Annotated in this window: 20 protein-coding genes; 19 read left to right on the top strand and 1 reads right to left on the bottom strand. The window is 70.0% G+C overall.

Annotated features, from left to right (window positions below):
* Positions 1 to 7 precede the first annotated feature (7 nt).
* The 10 genes from ruvX (at position 8) to nusB (ending at position 9,740) form a co-directional block, all read left to right on the top strand.
* The gene (gene ruvX / locus ACFW9O_RS01820; RefSeq protein ID WP_351172620.1) at positions 8 to 481 is read left to right on the top strand and encodes a Holliday junction resolvase RuvX; all 474 of its coding nucleotides are present in this window, start codon (positions 8 to 10) and stop codon (positions 479 to 481) included.
* A gap of 100 nt (positions 482 to 581) precedes the next feature.
* A complete protein-coding gene (gene mltG, locus ACFW9O_RS01825) occupies positions 582 to 2,336 on the top strand; it encodes an endolytic transglycosylase MltG (RefSeq protein WP_384603901.1) in 1,755 nt (584 codons plus the stop codon).
* The gene (locus ACFW9O_RS01830) at positions 2,333 to 3,166 is read left to right on the top strand and encodes a shikimate dehydrogenase (RefSeq protein ID WP_384603903.1); all 834 of its coding nucleotides are present in this window, start codon (positions 2,333 to 2,335) and stop codon (positions 3,164 to 3,166) included. The genes mltG and ACFW9O_RS01830 overlap by 4 nt, the downstream gene beginning before the upstream one ends.
* 145 nt (positions 3,167 to 3,311) lie before the next feature.
* Complete coding sequence (aroC, locus tag ACFW9O_RS01835) at positions 3,312 to 4,496, top strand: chorismate synthase (RefSeq protein WP_384603905.1); 1,185 nt, start codon at positions 3,312 to 3,314, stop codon at positions 4,494 to 4,496.
* Positions 4,493 to 6,139, top strand: a complete 1,647-nt coding sequence (gene aroB / locus ACFW9O_RS01840) for a 3-dehydroquinate synthase (RefSeq protein WP_384603907.1) — start codon at positions 4,493 to 4,495, stop codon at positions 6,137 to 6,139. The genes aroC and aroB overlap by 4 nt, the downstream gene beginning before the upstream one ends.
* On the top strand, positions 6,136 to 6,579 hold the full coding sequence (gene aroQ / locus ACFW9O_RS01845) for a type II 3-dehydroquinate dehydratase (protein ID WP_351172557.1): 444 nt from the start codon (positions 6,136 to 6,138) through the stop codon (positions 6,577 to 6,579). Before aroB ends, aroQ begins: the two co-directional genes overlap by 4 nt.
* 115 nt (positions 6,580 to 6,694) lie before the next feature.
* Positions 6,695 to 7,513 (top strand): Pro-rich N-terminal domain-containing protein, encoded by an 819-nt coding sequence (locus ACFW9O_RS01850; protein WP_384603910.1) that lies wholly within the window; start codon positions 6,695 to 6,697, stop codon positions 7,511 to 7,513.
* A 70-nt stretch (positions 7,514 to 7,583) separates the two neighbouring features.
* On the top strand, positions 7,584 to 8,690 hold the full coding sequence (locus ACFW9O_RS01855) for an aminopeptidase P family protein (RefSeq protein WP_384603912.1): 1,107 nt from the start codon (positions 7,584 to 7,586) through the stop codon (positions 8,688 to 8,690).
* Positions 8,691 to 8,739: 49 nt separating this feature from the next.
* Complete coding sequence (efp, locus tag ACFW9O_RS01860) at positions 8,740 to 9,306, top strand: elongation factor P (protein WP_031097761.1); 567 nt, start codon at positions 8,740 to 8,742, stop codon at positions 9,304 to 9,306.
* Positions 9,307 to 9,308: 2 nt separating this feature from the next.
* Complete coding sequence (gene nusB / locus ACFW9O_RS01865; protein WP_351172566.1) at positions 9,309 to 9,740, top strand: transcription antitermination factor NusB; 432 nt, start codon at positions 9,309 to 9,311, stop codon at positions 9,738 to 9,740.
* 182 nt (positions 9,741 to 9,922) lie between these two features.
* Here the strand turns inward: nusB and bldD are convergent, their stop codons facing one another.
* Positions 9,923 to 10,423, bottom strand: a complete 501-nt coding sequence (gene bldD / locus ACFW9O_RS01870; RefSeq protein WP_014157378.1) for a transcriptional regulator BldD — start codon at positions 10,421 to 10,423, stop codon at positions 9,923 to 9,925.
* 220 nt (positions 10,424 to 10,643) lie between these two features.
* On the opposite strand from bldD, the gene pyrR reads away from it, so the two are divergent.
* The 9 genes from pyrR (at position 10,644) to ACFW9O_RS01915 (ending at position 21,187) form a co-directional block, all read left to right on the top strand.
* Positions 10,644 to 11,228, top strand: a complete 585-nt coding sequence (gene pyrR / locus ACFW9O_RS01875; protein ID WP_329212938.1) for a bifunctional pyr operon transcriptional regulator/uracil phosphoribosyltransferase PyrR — start codon at positions 10,644 to 10,646, stop codon at positions 11,226 to 11,228.
* Positions 11,229 to 11,318: 90 nt separating this feature from the next.
* Positions 11,319 to 12,305, top strand: a complete 987-nt coding sequence (locus tag ACFW9O_RS01880; protein ID WP_329212940.1) for an aspartate carbamoyltransferase catalytic subunit — start codon at positions 11,319 to 11,321, stop codon at positions 12,303 to 12,305.
* A gap of 2 nt (positions 12,306 to 12,307) precedes the next feature.
* Positions 12,308 to 13,594 (top strand): dihydroorotase, encoded by a 1,287-nt coding sequence (locus ACFW9O_RS01885; RefSeq protein ID WP_384603918.1) that lies wholly within the window; start codon positions 12,308 to 12,310, stop codon positions 13,592 to 13,594.
* Positions 13,591 to 14,178: a hypothetical protein gene (locus tag ACFW9O_RS01890; protein WP_384603921.1), complete on the top strand. Its 588-nt coding sequence runs from the start codon at positions 13,591 to 13,593 to the stop codon at positions 14,176 to 14,178. Before ACFW9O_RS01885 ends, ACFW9O_RS01890 begins: the two co-directional genes overlap by 4 nt.
* Positions 14,175 to 15,317: a glutamine-hydrolyzing carbamoyl-phosphate synthase small subunit gene (carA, locus tag ACFW9O_RS01895; protein WP_384603923.1), complete on the top strand. Its 1,143-nt coding sequence runs from the start codon at positions 14,175 to 14,177 to the stop codon at positions 15,315 to 15,317. The genes ACFW9O_RS01890 and carA overlap by 4 nt, the downstream gene beginning before the upstream one ends.
* On the top strand, positions 15,310 to 18,618 hold the full coding sequence (gene carB, locus ACFW9O_RS01900) for a carbamoyl-phosphate synthase large subunit (RefSeq protein WP_384603926.1): 3,309 nt from the start codon (positions 15,310 to 15,312) through the stop codon (positions 18,616 to 18,618). Before carA ends, carB begins: the two co-directional genes overlap by 8 nt.
* 55 nt (positions 18,619 to 18,673) lie before the next feature.
* The gene (locus tag ACFW9O_RS01905) at positions 18,674 to 19,783 is read left to right on the top strand and encodes a quinone-dependent dihydroorotate dehydrogenase (RefSeq protein ID WP_351172583.1); all 1,110 of its coding nucleotides are present in this window, start codon (positions 18,674 to 18,676) and stop codon (positions 19,781 to 19,783) included.
* On the top strand, positions 19,780 to 20,619 hold the full coding sequence (gene pyrF, locus ACFW9O_RS01910; RefSeq protein WP_356415400.1) for an orotidine-5'-phosphate decarboxylase: 840 nt from the start codon (positions 19,780 to 19,782) through the stop codon (positions 20,617 to 20,619). The genes ACFW9O_RS01905 and pyrF overlap by 4 nt, the downstream gene beginning before the upstream one ends.
* Positions 20,620 to 20,863: 244 nt before the next feature.
* Positions 20,864 to 21,187 (top strand): integration host factor, encoded by a 324-nt coding sequence (locus tag ACFW9O_RS01915; protein WP_328909038.1) that lies wholly within the window; start codon positions 20,864 to 20,866, stop codon positions 21,185 to 21,187.
* Positions 21,188 to 21,205 lie beyond the last annotated feature (18 nt).

Below are 21,205 nucleotides of genomic sequence, written 5' to 3' on the forward strand. Positions count from 1 at the left end.
ACCGGAGATGACGCAGATGCGCCGTGGACGTCGACTCGCCATCGACGTCGGTGACGCCCGTATCGGGGTCGCCTCGTGCGACCCCGACGGGATCCTCGCCACGCCGGTGGAGACCGTGCCGGGACGCGACGTCCCGGCCGCCCACCGGCGGCTCGGCCAGATCGTCGAGGAGTACGAACCGATCGAGGTCATCGTCGGTCTGCCCCGCTCACTGGGCGGCGGCGAAGGTCCCGCTGCGGCGAAGGTCCGGGCCTTCGCCCAGGTGTTCGCCCGCTCGGTCGCACCCATTCCGGTGCGATTGGTGGACGAGAGGATGACCACAGTGACGGCCACCCAGGGGCTCCGCGCTTCGGGCGTGAAGTCCAAGAAGGGCCGGTCTGTCATCGACCAGGCTGCCGCTGTGGTGATCCTTCAGAACGCTCTGGAGTCCGAACGGTCCTCGGGGCAGGCTCCAGGCGAGGGCGTCGAAGTGGTTGTCTGATCGCGATACGGTAACGTTCCGCGCGATGCGTCGGTGTTCGAACAAACACCGCACAGCGAAGCGAAGAGACGGAACGTCGTCTCGCGGCTCAAGGGGATCGATGACTGAGTATGGCCGGGGCCCCGGCTCCGAACCGTGGCACCCCGAGGACCCCTTGTACGGGGACCAGGGGTGGGAAGGCGGCCGGCAGGCTGCCCACGGCCAGGGCCAGTACGACAGCCAGCAGCAGCCCTATGCGCAGGACCCGTACGCCCAGCAGCAGCCTCAGCAGGGTTACCCGCAGGACCCATATACCCAGCAGCAGGACCCGTACGCGCACCAGCAGGACCCGTATGCCCAGCAGCACCCCCAGCAGGGCTACCCGCAGGATCCGTACGCCCAGCAGCCCCAGCAGCCCCAGCAGCCCCAGTACAACGGCGGCTGGGACACGGGCCAGCACGCCGCGATGCCGTACGAGCCGCAGCCCCAGCCGCCGTACGGCAACGCCCCGGGCGGCTACGGCGAGCAGGCCGACTACTACGGCACGGCCGAGGCCTACCCCCCGCCGCAGCCCCCGGGCCGCCGCGAGCAGGCGCCCGAGCCCCAGCAGCATCAGCAGCCTCAGCGGCAGAACCCGGACTGGGATCCGGATGAGCCTCAGGAGGAGACGCATCCTTTCTTCACGGGTGCGGACGAGCCCGACGAGGGCCGCGATTCCCGGAACCCCCGCGACTCCCGGGACGGTGACGACTACGACGACGAGCCGCGCGAGCCCCGCCGGGGCAAGGGCAAGAAGAAGAGCCGCAGCGGCTGCGCCTGCCTGGTCGTCTCCCTGATCCTCGTGGGCGGCCTCGGCGGAGCCACCTACTTCGGCTACACGTACTACAAGAGCCAGTTCGGCGAGGCCCCCGATTTCGCGGGCAGCGGTTCGGGCGAGGTCGAGGTGGAGATCCCGGAAGGCGCTCTCGGGGCGGAGATCGCGAACATTCTGAAGAAGGCGGGCGTCGTGAAGTCGGCCGACGCCTTCATTTCTGCTCAGAACGGGAATCCCAAGGGGAAATCCATTCAGGCCGGCGTCTATCTCCTGAAGAAGGAGATGTCTGCGGACAATGCCGTGAACCTGATGCTCGACCGGAAGAGCCAGAACCCCTTCATCGTTCCCGAGGGCCGGACCAGCCGGGAGATCTACGCTCTCATCGACACGCGGATCGGTGCGAAGGAAGGTTCCACCGCGAAGGTGGCCGAGACCAAGGGCGAAAGTTTCGACCTGCCCGAGTGGGCACCGGACGATCCGGACATCAAGGATCCTCTGGAGGGTTTCCTCTATCCCGCCGCCTATCCCGTCAGCAAGGGGGCGAAGCCCGAGGACGTCCTCAAGAAGATGGTCGCCCGGGCGAACAAGGAATACGAAAAGGTCGACCTCGAGGCCACTGCGGAAAAACTCGGCCTCAAAGGTCCCTGGCAGCTCATCACGGTCGCGAGCCTCGTCCAGGCCGAAGGCAAGCACAAAGAGGACTTCGACAAGGTCTCAAGGGTTGTCTACAACCGTCTCAAGCCCGACAACACCGAGACGTACGGTCTGCTCGACTTCGACTCGACGGTCAATTACGTCAGGAAGGAGAGCACGCTGGACATCGGCGCGGTCGATGATCTGCGCAAGCTCGACGACCCGTACAACACGTACCACGTCAAGGGTCTGCCGGCGGGGCCGATCAACAACCCCGGGGCCGAAGCGCTGAATTCGGCGGCCAAGCCTGCCCCCGGCCCCTGGTACTACTTCGTGTCGATCAGCGAGGACAAGACGGTGTTCGCGGTGACGAACGAGGAGCACGAGCGGAACCGTCAGAAGTACGAGGACCAGAAGGCCGGCGAGTGAGCACTCCCAGACGCGCCGCCGTACTCGGCTCGCCGATCGCCCATTCGCTCTCCCCGGCCCTGCACCGGGCCGCGTACACGGAACTCGGCCTCGACACCTGGTCGTACGACCGGTTCGACGTGGACGAGGCGGCACTCCCCGGGTTCGTCGCGGGACTGGACGCCTCCTGGGCGGGACTCTCCCTGACCATGCCGCTCAAGCGGGCGATCATCCCGCTGCTCGACGAGATCAGCGCGACGGCCGCCTCGGTCGAGGCGGTCAACACTGTCGTGCTCACCGAGGACGGCCGCCTGACCGGCGACAACACCGACATCCCCGGGATGATCGCCGCACTGCACGAACGCGGAGTCGAGAAGGTGGAGTCCGCCGCCGTCCTCGGCGCCGGAGCGACCGCGTCCTCGGCCGTCGCCGCACTCGCCGCGATCTGTACCGGACCGGTCACCGTCTACGTCCGCAGCAGGGAACGCGGAGACGAGATGCGCGGCTGGGGCGACCGCCTCGGCGTCGATGTCCGGGTCGCCGACTGGGCGTCGGCGGAGCAGGCCCTGCGGGCCCCGCTGGTCATCGCCACCACCCCCGCCGGCACCACGGACGCTCTGGCGGACGCGGTACCGGATGCCCCGGGCACACTTTTCGACGTGCTCTACGAGCCGTGGCCGACCGCGCTCGCCGCCCGCTGGTCAGCGGCGGAAGGGACCGTCGTCGCGGGCCTCGATCTTCTCGTCCATCAGGCCGTCCTCCAGGTGGAGCAGATGACCGGACGAAGCCCCGGCCCGCTGGCCGCGATGCGCGCGGCGGGCGAGGAAGCCCTCGCGGCTCGCGAGCACTGACGGCCCCGTCGCACGGTGAAACGGTCCGTCTGCTGGACCGGCGGGTGGTTCGCGCCCCCGGGCGTGGGAGGATCGGGGTGGCGGGCCAGGGCCGCGCACCCGGTCGCGCCGTTGCAGTTTTCAGGCGCGAGCATGAGGAGCACCGTTGAGCAGGTTGCGCTGGCTGACCGCGGGAGAGTCGCACGGCCCCGCACTGGTGGCGACGCTGGAGGGTCTTCCCGCCGGCATTCCCGTCACCACGGAGATGGTGGCGGACGCGCTCGCCCGGCGACGGCTCGGTTACGGGCGTGGCGCTCGGATGAAGTTCGAGAAGGACGAGGTCACCTTCCTCGGCGGCGTCCGGCACGGTCTGACCATGGGTTCGCCCGTCGCCGTGATGGTGGGCAACACCGAGTGGCCCAAGTGGGAGCAGGTCATGTCGGCCGACCCGGTCGACCCCGACGTACTGGCCGCGCAGGCCCGTAACGCCCCGCTGACCCGGCCCCGGCCCGGTCACGCAGACCTCGCCGGGATGCAGAAGTACGGCTTCGACGAGGCCCGGCCGATCCTGGAGCGCGCCAGCGCCCGGGAGACCGCGGCCCGTGTCGCGCTCGGCGCCGTCGCCCGCTCCTACCTCAAGGAGACCGCGGGCATCGAGATCGTCTCCCACGTCGTCGAGCTGGCCGCGGCCAAGGCGCCCTACGGCGTCTACCCCAAGCCGTCCGACGTCGAGCGGCTCGACGCCGACCCCGTCCGTTGCCTGGACGCCGACGCGTCGAAGGCGATGGTCGCGGAGATCGACCAGGCCCACAAGGACGGCGACACCCTCGGTGGAGTCGTCGAGGTGCTCGCCTACGGCGTGCCCGTCGGTCTCGGTTCGCACGTGCACTGGGACCGTCGGCTCGACGCCCGGCTCGCCGCCGCGCTGATGGGCATCCAGGCCATCAAGGGCGTCGAGGTCGGCGACGGCTTCGACCTGGCCCGGGTGCCGGGCTCCAAGGCGCACGACGAGATCGTGGCCACCGCGGACGGGATCAGGCGCACCTCCGGCCGCGCCGGCGGCACCGAGGGCGGCCTGACCACGGGTGAGCTGCTGCGGGTCCGGGCCGCGATGAAGCCGATCGCCACGGTGCCCCGCGCGCTCGCCACCGTCGACGTCGTCACCGGTGAGGCGGCCCAGGCCCACCACCAGCGCTCCGACGTCTGCGCCGTCCCGGCCGCCGGGATCGTCGCCGAGGCGATGGTCGCGCTGGTCCTGGCCGACGCGGTCGCGGAGAAGTTCGGCGGCGACAGCGTCGCGGAGACCCACCGCAACGTGCAGTCGTACCTCTCCCACCTGCAGATCCGGTGAGCGGCCCGCTGATCGTCCTCGTCGGCCCCATGGGGGTCGGCAAGTCCACGGTGGGCGAGCTGCTCGCCGAGCGCCTCGGCACGACCTACCGGGACACCGACGCGGATGTCGTCGCCACGGCGGGCAAGGCGATCTCCGAGATCTTCATCGACGAGGGCGAGGAGCACTTCCGGGCGCTGGAACGGCAGGCGGTACGGGACGCCATGGCCCAGCACCAGGGCGTTCTCTCCCTCGGCGGCGGAACGGTGCTCGACGGGACGACGCGTGAGCTGCTCGCGGGCCACCCCGTCGTCTACCTGTCGATGGACGTGGACGAGGCCGTCAAGCGGGTCGGGCTGAACACCGCCCGGCCCCTGCTCGCCGTCAACCCGCGACGGCAGTGGCGCGAGCTGATGGAGGCCAGGCGCCATCTCTACGAAGAGGTGGCCCGCTCCGTCGTCGCCACCGACGAACGCACCCCCGAAGAGGTCGCCCAGGCGGTCCTCGACGCACTGGAACTGCCGGAGCGCACGGGCGAGTCCCCGCTGTCCGGCCGGGAGAACACACGTATGACCGAGCAGGGCACCACGCGCATCCAGATCGCCGGCACGGCGGGCACCGACCCGTACGAGGTGCTCGTCGGCCGCCAGCTCCTCGGCGAGCTGGCGAACCTCATCGGCGACCGCGCCAGGAGAGTCGCCGTCCTGCACCCCGAAGCGCTCGCCGAGACCGGTGAGGCGGTCCGCCAGGACCTGGCCGACCAGGGCTACGAGGCCATCGCGATCCAGCTGCCGAACGCCGAGGAGGCCAAGACCGTCGAGGTCGCGGCCTACTGCTGGAAGGCACTCGGCCAGACCGGCTTCACCCGCACGGACGTCATCGTCGGTGTCGGCGGCGGCGCCACCACCGACGTGGCGGGCTTCGTCGCCGCCACCTGGCTGCGCGGGGTCCGCTGGATCGCCGTGCCGACGACGGTGCTCGCCATGGTCGACGCCGCCGTCGGCGGCAAGACCGGTATCAACACCGCCGAGGGCAAGAACCTCGTCGGCGCCTTCCACCCGCCCGCGGGAGTGCTCTGCGACCTCGCCGCGCTCGACTCGCTGCCGGTCAACGACTACGTCTCCGGCATGGCCGAGATCATCAAGGCCGGCTTCATCGCCGACCCGGTCATCCTCGACCTCGTCGAGGCCGACCCGCAGGGCGCCCGTACGCCCGCAGGACCGCACACCGCCGAGCTGATCGAGCGTTCCATCCGGGTCAAGGCCGAGGTCGTCTCCAGCGACCTCAAGGAGTCCGGACTCCGGGAGATCCTCAACTACGGGCACACCCTGGCCCACGCCATCGAGAAGAACGAGCGCTACAAGTGGCGCCACGGCGCCGCCGTCTCGATCGGCATGGTCTTCGCCGCCGAACTGGGCCGGCTCGCCGGACGCCTCGACGACGCCACCGCCGACCGGCACCGCGCCGTCCTGGAGTCCGTCGGACTGCCGCTCACCTACCGCGGCGACCAGTGGCCCAAGCTCCTGGAGAACATGAAGGTCGACAAGAAGTCGCGCGGCGACCTGCTGCGCTTCATCGTCCTGGACGGCATCGGGAAGCCCACCGTGCTCGAGGGACCCGACCCGGCGGTCCTCCTCGCCGCCTACGGGGAGGTCTCCGCATGACCACCCGCAGGGTCCTCGTGCTCAACGGCCCGAATCTCGGACGGCTCGGCTCCCGCGAGCCCGACGTGTACGGGGCGACGTCGTACGCGGGTCTCGTCGACACCTGCCGCACCGTCGGCAAGGAGCTCGGCTTCGACGTCGACGTGCGCGAGACCAACGACGAGGGCGAACTGATCCGCTGGCTCCACGAGGCAGCCGACGGATCGATTCCGGTCGTTCTCAACCCGGGCGCTTTCACCCACTACTCGTACGGCATGCGCGACGCGGCCGCCCAGCGCACCGCTCCGCTGATCGAGGTGCACATCTCGAATCCGTACGCACGGGAGGAATTCCGCCACACATCGGTGGTCGCCCCGGTGGCCACCGGCACCGTGGCCGGATTCGGTATCGGCTCCTACCGGCTCGCCCTGCGCGCCCTGTCCGACGAGCTGACGGCCTGACGGACTGTCAACGGGCACTTCGTGCCTCCCTGGGCCGTTCACTCGGTGGCGGCCCAGGAAGGTACGGTTGCCGTCGACCAGCGCCAGTTGCCTGCACGAGACGGAGTGGCACCGGATGCAGCACGCAGTGGGGGCCCCGCTGCCGCCGCCCCACGGTCCCGGAAACGGGCCGTGGACGCAGGAGGCCCAGCACCCCGGCCACCCCGGTCCGCCGGGGCCGCCGCCGATACCTCCCGCCCCCCAGGGGCAGGGCTGGACCGGCCCCGCACCCCAGCACGCCCCTGCCCCTCCCTCGCGGGAGACCACCGGGCACATCCAGCTCCCACCGGGCGGGCCCGTTCCGCTGCCCGCGCCGCCCGCCGAGGCCGGCACCGGTACCGCGACCCTGGCCGTGCTGCTGATCGGCCCGGCGGGGGCCGGCAAGACGACGGTCGCCAAACTCTGGGCGGGCCGCCGCCGCGTTCCGACCGCGCACGTCTCCCTCGACGACGTCCGCGAATGGGTCTGCTCGGGTTTCGCCGACCCGCAGGCCGGTTGGAACGACCACTCCGAGGCGCAGTACCGGCTGGCGCGCCGCACCTGCGGCTTCGCCGCCCGTAACTTCCTGGCCAACGGCATCTCGTGCATCCTCGACGACGCGGTCTTCCCCGACCGGCCCGTCGTCGGCCTGGGGGGCTGGAAACGCCATGTCGGCCCGGGCCTGCTGCCCGTCGTCCTCCTGCCCGGCCTGGAGGTCGTCCTGGAGCGCAACGCGGCCCGCAGCGGCAACCGGCGCCTCTCCGACGAGGAAGTCGCCCGGATCCACGGCCGGATGGCCGGCTGGTACGGCTCCGGCCTGCCGATCATCGACAACTCCACGTACGACGTCGAGACCACCGCCAGGGTCCTGGACGACGTGCTCGCCCGCTCCATAGCCAGCCCGCCGACCTGGTAGCCGCGGGTACCGCGCCCCGGTCGGATGCGCTGACCGGGCGGCCCGCCGCCCGCGCTCGTAGGCTCGGAACATGTCAGAGGTGTACGCCGTCCGACGTGGGCTGCTCCGCGACCGGTACGCCGGCGCCGGATCCGCTGCGGCCCTGGTCTCCCGCCCCGCCAACGTCCGCTATCTCGCGGGCGGGGCCCCGCCCGGCGCCGTACTGCTGCTCGGCCCCGGACAGGACGTCCTGCTCTGCCCCCGTGCCCCGACGGGCGACCCCGCCCACGGGCGCCCCGACGAACAACTGCGGCTGACGGTGCTGCCCGCGCCCGATGGGGACCCCGTCGTCGCCGCCGCTGATCTGGCCCTCTCCCTCGACGCGGACTCCCTCGCCGTGGAGGAGCACGACCTCACCGTCGCCCGGCACCGAGCCATGGGTTCCGTCGCTCCCCGCCTCCGCCTGGCCGACCTCGGCTTCACCGTGGAGCAGCTGCGGGTCGTCAAGGACGAGGAGGAGATCGCCTGTCTGCGGATCGCCGCCGAGATCACCGACCAGGCACTCGGAGAGCTCCTCGAATCCATCCTGGTGGGCCGTACCGAGCGGCACCTCGCCCTGGAGCTGGAGCGCCGCCTGGTGGACCACGGAGCGGACGGCCCCGCCTTCTCCACTTCCGTCGGAACCGGCCCCAATTCCGGCCAGGGACGTCACAGGCCCTCGGACCGGAGGGTGGAGGAAGGCGATTTTCTCTCCGTCTGCCTGGGCGCGAACTATCGCGGCTACCGGTGCGAGATCGGGCGGACGTTCGTCATCGGGACCGCTCCCGCCGCATGGCAGATCGAGCTGTACGACCTTGTTTTCGCCGCTCAGCGGGCCGGGCGGGAGGCTCTCGTGCCCGGTGCCGCCTACCGTGACGTGGATCACGCCGCCCGTCATCTGCTGGACTCGGCGGGTCACACGGAGGGCCTCCAGGCATGGACCGGGCACGGGGTGGGGCTCGAAATCGACGAGGACCCGCAGCTGGCACCGACAGCCATGGGTAAACTGGACGCTTGTGTGCCGGTCACCGTCGAACCGGGGGTCCACCTCCCGGGCCGGGGCGGTGTCCGGATCGATGACACGCTCGTCGTGCGCCCCGAGGCGGACGGCGGACCCGAGCTACTCACCATTACGACCAAGGAGCTGCTCGCGCTCTAGCGCGCATCCTTTGTCGTCCACCAGCTTCAGTCCAGGAGATTCCGCAACCGTGGCTTCCACGAACGACCTCAAGAACGGCCTGGTGCTCAAGCTCGACGGAGGCCAGCTCTGGTCCGTCGTCGAGTTCCAGCACGTCAAGCCCGGCAAGGGCCCGGCTTTCGTGCGTACCAAGCTCAAGAACGTGCTCTCCGGCAAGGTCGTCGACAAGACGTTCAACGCCGGCGTGAAGGTCGAGACGGCCACCATTGACCGCCGAGACATGCAGTTCTCGTACATGGACGGCGAGTACTTCGTCTTCATGGACATGAACACGTACGACCAGCTGATGGTCGACCGCAAGGCTGTCGGCGACGCCGCCAACTTCCTGATCGAGGGCTTCACCGCCTCGGTCGCGCAGCACGAGGGCGAGGTGCTCTACGTCGAGCTGCCGGCCGCGGTCGAGCTGACGATCCAGCACACCGACCCGGGCGTCCAGGGCGACCGCTCCACCGGTGGCAGCAAGCCCGCCACCCTGGAGACGGGCTACGAGATCGGCGTCCCGCTCTTCATCACCACCGGCGAGAAGATCAAGGTCGACACCCGTACGGGCGACTACCTCGGCCGGGTGAACAGCTAACCGTGGCTGCCCGGAACAAGGCCCGCAAGCGCGCCTTCCAGATCCTCTTCGAGGCCGACCAGCGCGGTGAGTCCGTGCAGACGGTCCTCGCGGACTGGGTTCGGCTCTCGCGGACCGACGACCGTCAGCCGCCGGTCGGCGAATTCACCATGGAGCTCGTCGAGGGGTACGCGCAGTACGCGGACCGTATCGACGACCTCATCATCACCTATGCCGTGGACTGGGAGATCGACCGCATGCCGGTCGTCGACCGGAGCATCCTCAGGCTCGGCGCGTACGAGCTGATCTGGATGGACTCGACCCCGGATGCCGTGGTGATCGATGAGGCGGTCCAGCTCGCCAAGGAGTTCTCCACGGACGACTCGCCGTCCTTCGTGAACGGCCTGCTGGCCCGTTTCAAGGATCTCAAGCCGAACCTCCGCCGGGAGCAGTAGCCCGGCGGCGTTCAGCCGAACGAAGGGCCCATGGCGCGAGCTGTGGGCCCTTCGGCGTGCCCGGCACCTGCCCGTCCGGGAAACGGACCGCGAAGCGAAAAGGCCCCGGGAAACGGAAACGCCGGGCCGGCGGGGTGCCCGAGGGCCCTCGCCTACCCGGCGGTACGTTTCTGCTGCGGCTGTCAGCCCTCGTCGTGGGCCACTGCGCGGCGCGCGTCGGCGTCCAGAACGCCCCAGCTGATCAGCTGCTCCGTGAGCACGGACGGCGACTGGTCGTAGATCACGGCCAGAGTGCGCAGATCGTCCTGGCGGATCGAGAGCACCTTGCCGTTGTAGTCGCCGCGCTGGCTCTGGATCGTCGCCGCGTAACGCTGCAGCGGCCCGGCCTTCTCCGGCGGGACGTGGGCGAGGCGCTCCAGGTCGAGGACGAGCTTCGGCGGCGGCTCGGCAGCACCGCCGGGCGTCGTGCCGGGCAGGAGCTCCTGCACTGGGACGCCATAGAAATCCGCCAGCTCGGCAAGGCGCTGCACGGTCACGGCGCGGTCGCCGCGCTCGTACGAACCGACCACCACGGCCTTCCAGCGGCCCTGCGACTTCTCCTCCACGCCGTGGAGGGAGAGGCCCTGCTGGGTGCGGATGGCGCGGAGCTTGGCCCCGAGCTGTTTTGCGTATTCGCTGGACATAAGGCTCCCCGGACGCTGGAACATTCTGCGGCTCCGCCGCGTGGCTGGTAACTCACTGTGAGGTTACGCAGCGTTACTTGGATGCGTCAAGCTGAAAGGTCCGGACTGCCACCTCCCGGGGGCGGGGTCGGGGCTCGCACAAGCCCTGGTAACGTGGATGACGCAATTTCGACGTCCTTTAACGTCCGTCCAGTGAGGCGGAGAAGGAGGTCCGTTTCTTATGGACGCACAGCATGACGACCACGGCAATGCGGCACGCCCCGTTCTCGAGGCTCCCGACATCGCCCGGGTACTGACCCGAATCGCCCACGAGATCGTCGAACGCGCCAAGGGCGCCGACGACGTGGTGCTCCTCGGCATCCCGACGCGGGGGGTCTACCTCGCCTCCCGGCTCGCCGGGAAACTCGAAGAGATCACCGGCCGGAAGACGCCGGTCGGATCGCTCGACATCACGATGTACCGCGACGACCTGAGGATGCGCCCCGCGCGCGCCCTGGCCCGCACGGAGATCCCCGGTGAGGGCATCGAGGGCAGGCTCGTCGTCCTGGTCGACGACGTGCTCTTCTCCGGCCGCACGATCCGCGCCGCACTCGACGCGCTCGGCGACATCGGCCGTCCACGCGCCGTGCAGCTCGCGGTCCTCGTCGACCGCGGCCACCGCGAACTCCCGATCCGTGCCGACTACGTCGGCAAGAACCTCCCCACGTCGCTGCGGGAGACGGTCAAGGTCCAGCTCGCCGAGGAGGACGGCCGCGACGCCGTGCTGCTCGGCGTCAAGCAGACCGTCCCGGCGGGCGAGCAGTAGCTCCGCGCCCCGTACGCCGCTCCAGTGGCCGTACGGCAGCTTCCGCACGCCCGCATGCCTGATCCCTCCACCATCCACGGAGAACCCCAGATGAAGCGTCACCTCATCTCGGCCGCAGATCTCACCCGCGACGACGCCGTCCTGATCCTCGACACCGCCGAGGAAATGGCCCGGGTCGCGGACCGGCCGATCAAGAAGCTCCCCACCCTGCGCGGCCGTACCGTCGTCAACCTCTTCTTCGAGGACTCGACGCGCACCCGCATCTCGTTCGAGGCCGCCGCCAAGCGGCTGTCCGCCGACGTCATCAACTTCTCCGCGAAGGGCTCGTCCGTCTCCAAGGGCGAGTCCCTCAAGGACACCGCCCTGACCCTGGAGGCGATGGGCGCCGACGCCGTCGTCATCCGGCACGGCGCCTCGGGGGCTCCGTACCGCCTCGCGACATCCGGCTGGATCGACGGGGCCGTCGTCAACGCGGGCGACGGCACGCACGAGCACCCCACCCAGGCACTGCTGGACGCCTTCACGATGCGCCGCAGGCTGGTCGGAGCCGACGCGGGGCTCGGCCGGGACCTCGAGGGCCGCCGCATCACGATCGTCGGCGACATCCTGCACAGCCGGGTCGCCCGCTCCAACGTCCACCTGCTGACCACGCTCGGCGCGCACGTCACCCTGGTGGCCCCGCCCACCCTGGTGCCGGTCGGTGTCGAGCAGTGGCCCTGCGACGTCAGCTACAGCCTCGACGAGGTGCTGCCGAAGTCCGACGCGGTGATGATGCTCCGTGTGCAGCGCGAACGGATGAACGCCGCGTACTTCCCGACCGAGCGCGAGTACTCGCGCCGCTACGGTCTGGACGGCCTGCGCATGGCGCGCATGCCCGAGCACGCCATCGTCATGCACCCCGGCCCGATGGTCCGCGGCATGGAGATCACCGCCGACGTCGCCGACTCCGACCGCTGCACGGTCGTCGAGCAGGTCGCCAACGGCGTGTCGATCCGCATGGCCGTGCTCTACCTGCTGCTCGGCGGCTCCGAGCCCGCCGCTCCCGCCGTTCACACCCGTACCGAGGAGAACAAGTAACCATGAGCAAGATCCTTATCCGCGGTGCGAAGGTCCTCGGCGGCGAGCCCCAGGACGTCCTCATCGACGGCGAGACCATCTCCGCGGTCGGCACCGGCCTCGACGCCGGCGACGCCACCGTGATCGAGGCCGCGGGCCGGGTCCTGCTGCCCGGCCTCGTCGACCTGCACACGCACCTGCGCGAGCCCGGCCGCGAGGACTCCGAGACGGTGCTCACCGGCACCCGGGCCGCCGCCGTCGGCGGCTTCACGGCCGTCCACGCCATGGCCAACACCTTCCCGGTCGCCGACACCGCCGGCGTCGTCGAGCAGGTCTGGCGGCTCGGCAAGGAGTCCGGCTACTGCGACGTGCAGCCCATCGGCGCCGTCACCGTCGGCCTGGAGGGCAAGCAGCTCGCCGAGCTCGGAGCCATGCACGACTCCGCCGCCGGAGTGAAGGTCTTCTCCGACGACGGCAAGTGCGTCGACGACGCGGTGATCATGCGACGCGCCCTGGAGTACGTGAAGGCCTTCGACGGTGTCGTCGCCCAGCACGCCCAGGAGCCCCGCCTCACCGAGGGCGCCCAGATGAACGAGGGCATCGTCTCGGCCGAGCTCGGTCTCGGCGGCTGGCCCGCCGTCGCCGAGGAGTCGATCATCGCCCGCGACGTACTGCTCGCCGCCCACGTCGACTCCCGGGTGCACATCTGCCACCTCTCGACCGCCGGCTCCGTGGAGATCGTCCGCTGGGCCAAGTCCAAGGGCTGGAACGTCACCGCCGAGGTCACCCCGCACCACCTGCTCCTCACCGACGAGCTCGTACGGTCGTACAACCCCATCTACAAGGTGAACCCGCCGCTGCGCACCGAGGCCGACGTGATGGCCCTGCGCGAGGCGCTCGCCGACGGAACGATCGACTGCGTCGCCACCGACCACGCCCCGCACCCGCACGAGGACAAGGACTGCGAGTGGGCCGCCGCCGCCATGGGGATGGTGGGCCTGGAGACCGCGCTGTCCGTGGTCCAGCAGACGATGGTGGACACCGGTCTCATCGACTGGGCGGGCGTCGCCGACCGCATGTCGTTCCGTCCCGCGGTCATCGGCCGGCTCGAAGGACACGGCCGGCCCGTCTCGGCGGGTGAGCCCGCCAACCTCACCCTGGTCGATCCGGCATACCGTGGAGCCGTGGACCCCGCGGGCTTCGCGTCCCGCAGCCGCAACACTCCGTACGAGGGTCGCGAGCTGCCGGGCCGAGTGACCCACACCTTCCTGCGGGGCCGTGCCACGGTCGTCGACGGGAAGCTCGCGTGACAACACTCAACCCCAGTTATCAGCTGTACCGGCTGGCCGCCGAGCAGAAGTCGGCGGAGGTGACCGACTGGTCCGCCCGCATCAGCTGGGTTCTCGGACTGGTCGTCTTCATCGCCTTCGTCTACTGGCTGATGCGCCAGGGATGGAAGTGGCGCGGGAGCCTCCAGTCCGACCTGCCCGGGCTCGCCACGGCCCCCGAAGGATTCGCGGACGCCGAGAAGCTGCTCACGCTGACCGGCCGCTACCACGCGTCGACGACCGCGGGACAGTGGCTCGACCGGATCGTCGCCCACGGCCTCGGCACCCGCAGCCGGGTGGAACTCACCCTCACGGAGCAGGGCCTGGACGTCGTACGCCCCGGTGCGGCCGACTTCTTCGTCCCCGCCGCGGCACTGCGCGAGGCCCGGCTGGACAAGGCACTCGCCGGCAAGGTCCTCCCCGAGGGCGGCCTCCTGGTCATCACCTGGGCGCTCGGCGACAAGCTGATCGACTCCGGATTCCGCTCCGACCACGCGGCCGAGCACCCGGCCTGGGTCGATGCCGTCAACCACCTCACCAGCACTACGGAAGGCACCGCACGATGACGATCTCCACCCGGGGAGCCGACAAAGCTCCCGCCGTACTCGTCCTGGAGGACGGCCGCTCCTTCCGCGGCCGCGCCTACGGGGCCGTGGGGGAGACCTTCGGCGAGGCGGTGTTCTCCACCGGCATGACCGGCTACCAGGAAACGCTGACCGATCCCTCGTACCACCGCCAGGTCGTCGTGATGACCGCCCCGCACATCGGCAACACCGGTGTGAACGACGACGACCCCGAGTCGAAGCAGATCTGGGTGGCCGGATACGTCGTCCGCGACCCCGCCCGCAAGCCCTCCAACTGGCGCTCCCGGCGCTCGCTGGACGAGGAGCTCGTCAGCCAGGGCATCGTCGGCATCAGCGGTATCGACACCCGTGCGCTGACCCGCCACCTCCGCGAGCGCGGCGCGATGCGCGTCGGCATCTTCTCCGGGAACGCCGTCCAGGACGAGGGCATACTGCTCGCCAAGGTGCGCCAGGCGCCCGAGATGAGCGGCGCCGACCTCTCCGCCGAGGTCGCCACCAAGGAGACGTACGTCGTCCCCGCGATCGGCACCAAGAAGTTCACGGTCGCCGCGATCGACCTCGGCATCAAGGGCATGACCCCGCACCGCATGGCCGAGCGCGGCATCGAGGTGCACGTCCTGCCCGCCACCGCCACCCTCGACGAGGTGTACGCGGTGAAGCCCGACGGAGTCTTCTTCTCCAACGGCCCCGGCGACCCGTCCACCGCAGACCACCCGGTCTCCGTCATGCAGGGCGTCCTGGAGCGGAAGACCCCGCTCTTCGGCATCTGCTTCGGCAACCAGATCCTGGGCCGCGCACTCGGCTTCGGCACGTACAAGCTGAAGTACGGCCACCGCGGCATCAACCAGCCCGTGCAGGACCGCACGACCGGCAAGGTCGAGGTCACCGCGCACAACCACGGCTTCGCCGTCGACGCCCCCCTCGACAAGGTCTCCGACACCGAGTTCGGCCGCGCCGAGGTCTCCCACGTCTGCCTGAACGACCAGGTCGTCGAAGGCCTCCAGCTCCTGGACCGGCCCGCCTTCAGTGTCCAGTACCACCCCGAAGCAGCCGCAGGCCCGCACGACGCCGCGTACCTCTTCGACCGTTTCGTTTCCCTGATGGAGGGCCAGCGTGCCTAAGCGCTCCGATATCCAGTCCGTCCTGGTCATCGGCTCCGGCCCGATCGTCATCGGGCAGGCCGCCGAATTCGACTACTCCGGCACCCAGGCCTGCCGCGTCCTCAAGGCCGAGGGCCTGCGCGTCATCCTGGTCAACTCCAACCCGGCCACGATCATGACCGACCCGGAGATCGCCGACGCCACGTACGTCGAGCCGATCACCCCCGAGTTCGTCGAGAAGATCATCGCCAAGGAGCGCCCCGACGCGCTGCTCCCGACGCTGGGCGGCCAGACCGCGCTCAACACGGCGATCTCCATGCACGAGAACGGTGTCCTGGAGAAGTACGGCGTCGAGCTCATCGGCGCCAACGTCGAGGCCATCAACAAGGGCGAGGACCGCGACCTCTTCAAGGGTGTCGTCGAAGCCGTCAAGGCGAAGATCGGTTACGGCGAGTCCGCCCGCTCCGTCATCTGCCACACCATGGACGACATCATCGAGGGCGTCGACACCCTCGGCGGCTACCCCGTCGTCGTCCGCCCCTCCTTCACCATGGGCGGCGCCGGCTCGGGCTTCGCCCACGACGAGGAGGAGCTGCGCCGCATCGCCGGTCAGGGCCTCACGCTCTCGCCGACCACCGAGGTGCTCCTGGAGGAGTCCATCCTGGGCTGGAAGGAGTACGAGCTGGAGCTGATGCGCGACAAGAACGACAACGTCGTGGTCGTCTGCTCCATCGAGAACTTCGACCCGATGGGCGTCCACACCGGTGACTCGATCACCGTCGCCCCCTCGATGACCCTCACCGACCGCGAGTACCAGCGGCTGCGCGACATCGGCATCGCGATCATCCGCGAGGTCGGCGTCGACACCGGCGGCTGCAACATCCAGTTCGCCATCGACCCGACCGACGGCCGGGTCATCGTGATCGAGATGAACCCGCGCGTCTCCCGCTCCTCGGCGCTCGCCTCGAAGGCCACCGGCTTCCCGATCGCCAAGATCGCCGCCAAGCTGGCCGTCGGCTACACGCTCGACGAGATCCCCAACGACATCACCGAGAAGACGCCGGCCTCCTTCGAGCCGACCCTCGACTACGTCGTCGTGAAGGCCCCGCGCTTCGCATTCGAGAAGTTCCCCTCCGCCGACTCCACCCTCACCACCACCATGAAGTCGGTGGGCGAGGCCATGGCGATCGGCCGCAACTTCACCGAGGCGCTCCAGAAGGCCCTGCGCTCCCTGGAGAAGAAGGGCTCGCAGTTCGCCTTCACCGGCGATCCCGGCGACAAGGACGAGCTGCTCGCCGAGGCGGTCCGCCCCACCGACGGCCGCATCAACACCGTCATGCAGGCGATCCGCGCCGGCGCCACCCAGGAAGAGGTCTTCGAGTTCACGAAGATCGACCCCTGGTTCGTCGACCAGCTCTTCCTGATCAAGGAGATCGCCGACGAGCTCGCCGCCGCCGAGCGCCTCGACACCGAGCTGCTCGCCGAGGCCAAGCGGCACGGCTTCTCCGACGCCCAGATCGGCGAGATCCGCGGCCTGCGCGAGGACGTCGTGCGCGAGGTACGGCACGCCCTGGGCATCCGCCCGGTCTACAAGACGGTCGACACCTGCGCCGCGGAATTCGCCGCCAACACGCCCTACTTCTACTCCTCGTACGACGAGGAGAGCGAGGTCGCGCCCCGCACCAAGCCCGCGGTGATCATCCTGGGCTCCGGTCCGAACCGCATCGGCCAGGGCATCGAGTTCGACTACTCCTGCGTCCACGCCTCCTTCGCACTGAGCGACGCGGGCTACGAGACCGTGATGGTCAACTGCAACCCGGAGACCGTCTCCACGGACTACGACACCTCCGACCGGCTGTACTTCGAGCCGCTCACCCTCGAGGACGTCCTGGAGATCGTGCACGCCGAGTCCCTCGCGGGCCCGATCGCCGGTGTCATCGTCCAGCTCGGCGGCCAGACCCCGCTCGGCCTGTCGCAGGCGCTCAAGGACAACGGCGTGCCGATCGTGGGCACCTCCCCGGAGGCCATCCACGCCGCCGAGGACCGCGGTGCCTTCGGCCGGGTACTCGCCGAGGCCGGTCTGCCCGCCCCGAAGCACGGCACGGCGACCACCTTCTCCGAGGCCAAGGCCATCGCCGACGAGATCGGCTACCCCGTCCTCGTACGCCCGTCGTACGTGCTCGGCGGCCGTGGCATGGAGATCGTGTACGACGAGGCGCGCCTCTCCTCGTACATCGCCGAGTCCACCGAGATCAGCCCCACCCGGCCGGTCCTGGTCGACCGCTTCCTCGACGACGCGATCGAGATCGACGTCGACGCGCTCTACGACGGCACCGAGCTGTACCTCGGCGGCGTCATGGAGCACATCGAGGAGGCCGGCATCCACTCCGGCGACTCCGCCTGCGCACTGCCCCCGATCACGCTCGGCGGCTTCGACATCAAGCGTCTGCGGGCCTCGACCGAGGGCATCGCGAAGGGCGTCGGCGTACGCGGCCTGATCAACATCCAGTTCGCGCTCTCCGGCGACATCCTCTACGTACTCGAAGCCAACCCGCGCGCCTCGCGGACCGTCCCCTTCACCTCGAAGGCCACCGCGGTCCCGCTCGCGAAGGCCGCCGCCCGCATCTCGCTGGGCGCGACCGTCGCCGAGCTGCGCGAGGAGGGCCTGCTGCCGAAGCACGGCGACGGCGGCACCCTGCCGCTCGACGCGCCGATCTCCGTCAAGGAGGCCGTCATGCCGTGGTCGCGCTTCCGCGACATCCACGGCCGCGGCGTCGACACGGTCCTCGGCCCGGAGATGCGCTCCACCGGTGAGGTCATGGGCATCGACTCGGCCTTCGGCACGGCGTACGCCAAGTCGCAGGCCGGCGCGTACGGCCCGCTGCCCACCAAGGGCCGCGCCTTCATCTCCGTCGCCAACCGCGACAAGCGCTCGATGATCTTCCCGGCCCGCGAACTCGTCGCCCACGGCTTCGAGCTGATGGCCACGTCCGGCACGGCCGAGGTGCTCAAGCGCAACGGCATCAACGCCACCGTCGTGCGCAAGCAGTCCGAGGGCGAGGGCCCGAACGGCGAGAAGACCATCGTCCAGCTGATCCACGACGGCCAGGTCGACCTCATCGTCAACACGCCGTACGGAACGGGCGGCAGGCTCGACGGCTACGAGATCCGCACCGCGGCCGTCGCCCGGTCGGTGCCGTGCCTCACCACGGTCCAGGCGCTCGCCGCCGCCGTCCAGGGCATCGACGCGCTCAACCACGGCGACGTCGGCGTACGTTCCCTCCAGGAACACGCGGAACATCTGACCGCGGCCCGCGACTAGGAAGCCAGCAGGGGGACACCGGCAACGGTGTCCCCCTCTTCATGAGGACTGTGTGATGTACAAACTCTTCTTCCGGCTGGTCTTCAAGCGGATGGACCCGGAGCAGGCCCACTACCTGGCCTTCCGCTGGATCCGCCTCGCGGCCCGCGTCCCCGGCCTGCGGACCTTCGTCGCCGCCGCGCTCGCCCCCCGCTACGAGGAACTGCGTACCGAGGCCCTCGGGCTGAGGATGCACGGCCCGTTCGGGCTCGCCGCCGGCTTCGACAAGAACGCGATCGCGATCGACGGCATGTCGATGCTCGGGTTCGACCACATCGAGATCGGCACGGTCACCGGTGAACCGCAGCCCGGCAACCCGAAGCAGCGCCTCTTCCGGCTCGTCGCGGACCGTGCCCTGATCAACCGCATGGGCTTCAACAACGAGGGTTCCGCGGCCGTCGCCGAACGCCTGGCCGCCCGCAGGCCCGTCTTCCGTACGACGGTCGGCGTCAACATCGGCAAGACCAAGGTGGTCCCCGAGGCCGAGGCGGTGGGGGACTACGTCAAGTCCACCGAGCGGCTCGCCGCCCACGCCGACTACCTCGTCGTCAACGTCTCCTCGCCCAACACCCCCGGCCTGCGCAACCTCCAGGCCACCGAGGCGCTCCGGCCGCTGCTCGCCGCGGTGCGCGAGGCCGCCGACCGTACGGTCACGGACCGCCGGGTCCCGCTGCTCGTCAAGATCGCCCCCGACCTGGCGGACGACGACGTCGACGCGGTCGCGGACCTCGCCGTCGAGCTCGGTCTGGACGGCATCATCGCCACCAACACCACCATCGCCCGCGACAGCCTCGGACTGAAGTCCCCCGCGTCGCTGGTCAAGGAGACCGGCGGACTCTCCGGCGCACCCCTCAAGGAGCGCTCCCTGGAGGTCCTGAGCCGCCTGTACGCCCGTGTGGGGACCCGGATCACCCTCGTCGGTGTCGGGGGCGTCGAGAACGCCGAGGACGCCTGGCAGCGCATCCTCGCCGGTGCCACGCTCGTCCAGGGCTACAGCGCCTTCATCTACGAGGGCCCGTTCTACGCCCGGTCGGTCCACAAGGGCCTGGCCGCCCGCCTGGCCGCCTCCCCGTACGCCACCCTCGCCGAAGCCGTCGGCGCCTCGACACGGAAGGTCATGCAGTGACCCTCGAACCCTTCGGCGCCCGCCTGCGCCGCGCCATGGACACCCGCGGACCGCTCTGCGTGGGCATCGACCCGCACGCCTCGCTCCTCACCTCCTGGGGCCTGAACGACGACATCGCCGGCCTGGAGCGCTTCACCCGTACGGTCGTCGAGGCACTGGCAGACCGGGTCGCCGTGCTCAAGCCGCAGTCGGCGTTCTTCGAGCGCTTCGGCTCGCGCGGCATCGCCGTCCTGGAGAAGGCCGTCGAGGAGGCGCGCGCCGCCGGGGCCCTGGTGCTCATGGACGCCAAGCGCGGGGACATCGGCTCCACCATGGGCGCCTACGCGGCCACGTACCTCGACAAGGACTCGCCGCTGTTCTCCGACGCGGTCACCGTCTCGCCGTACCTCGGCTTCGGCTCGCTGCGCCCGGCGCTCGACGCAGCCGCGATCTCCGGCTCCGGCGTCTTCGTCCTCGCCCTCACCTCCAACCCGGAGGGCGCCGAGGTCCAGCGCGCCACCGCCGCGGACGGCCGGCCGCTGGCCCAGCTGATGCTCGACCACATGGCCGCCGAGAACGAGGGCGCGGCGCCGCTCGGCTCCGTCGGGGCGGTCGTCGGTGCCACGCTCGGGGACGCGGGTGTGAATCTGGCGATCAACGGTCCGCTGCTGGCTCCCGGCATCGGCGCCCAGGGTGCCACTCCCGCGGATCTGCCCGGTGTGTTCGGCGCCTCGGTGGGCAATGTGGTGCCGAGCGTGAGCCGGGGCGTGCTGCGCCACGGACCGGACGCGTCAGGGCTGCGCGAAGCCGCCGGTCGGTTCGCGGACGAGGTCCGCGCAGCCGTCTCGGATGGCTGACCATGCCACGTAACAGCGCGTTGGCGGAATCCTGACCAGAAATCCGGGTTGTTATGACGGAAATGTCCCGGTCGGCTGAGGCTGACCAGGACTTTTCGTCTGTTCTCGCTGACTCAGGCGGCCGTGGCCGCTAGTCTCCGTCGAGAGCCAACGAGCACAGGTTGTTCGTTGCTCACCGGCTGTGGGGCTTTCACGTTCCTCACCGGTCCGTATCCGACAGATCGACATCCGAGGTGACGTAGGCGTGGCTCTTCCGCCCCTTACCCCTGAACAGCGCGCAGCCGCGCTCGAAAAGGCCGCCGCGGCTCGCCGGGAGCGGGCCGAGGTCAAGAATCGACTCAAGCACTCCGGCGCCTCGCTCCACGAGGTCATCAAGACGGGCCAGGAGAACGACGTCATCGGCAAGATGAAGGTCTCCGCCCTGCTGGAGTCCCTGCCGGGCGTGGGCAAGGTCCGCGCCAAGCAGATCATGGAGCGGCTCGGCATCTCCGAGAGCCGCCGGGTCCGGGGTCTTGGCTCCAACCAGATCGCATCTTTGGAGCGTGAGTTCGGCGGCAGCGCCGCCTGACGTTCTCAGGCACTCCTG

This window comes from Streptomyces sp. NPDC059499, assembly GCF_042749285.1.
Lineage (GTDB): Bacteria > Actinomycetota > Actinomycetes > Streptomycetales > Streptomycetaceae > Streptomyces.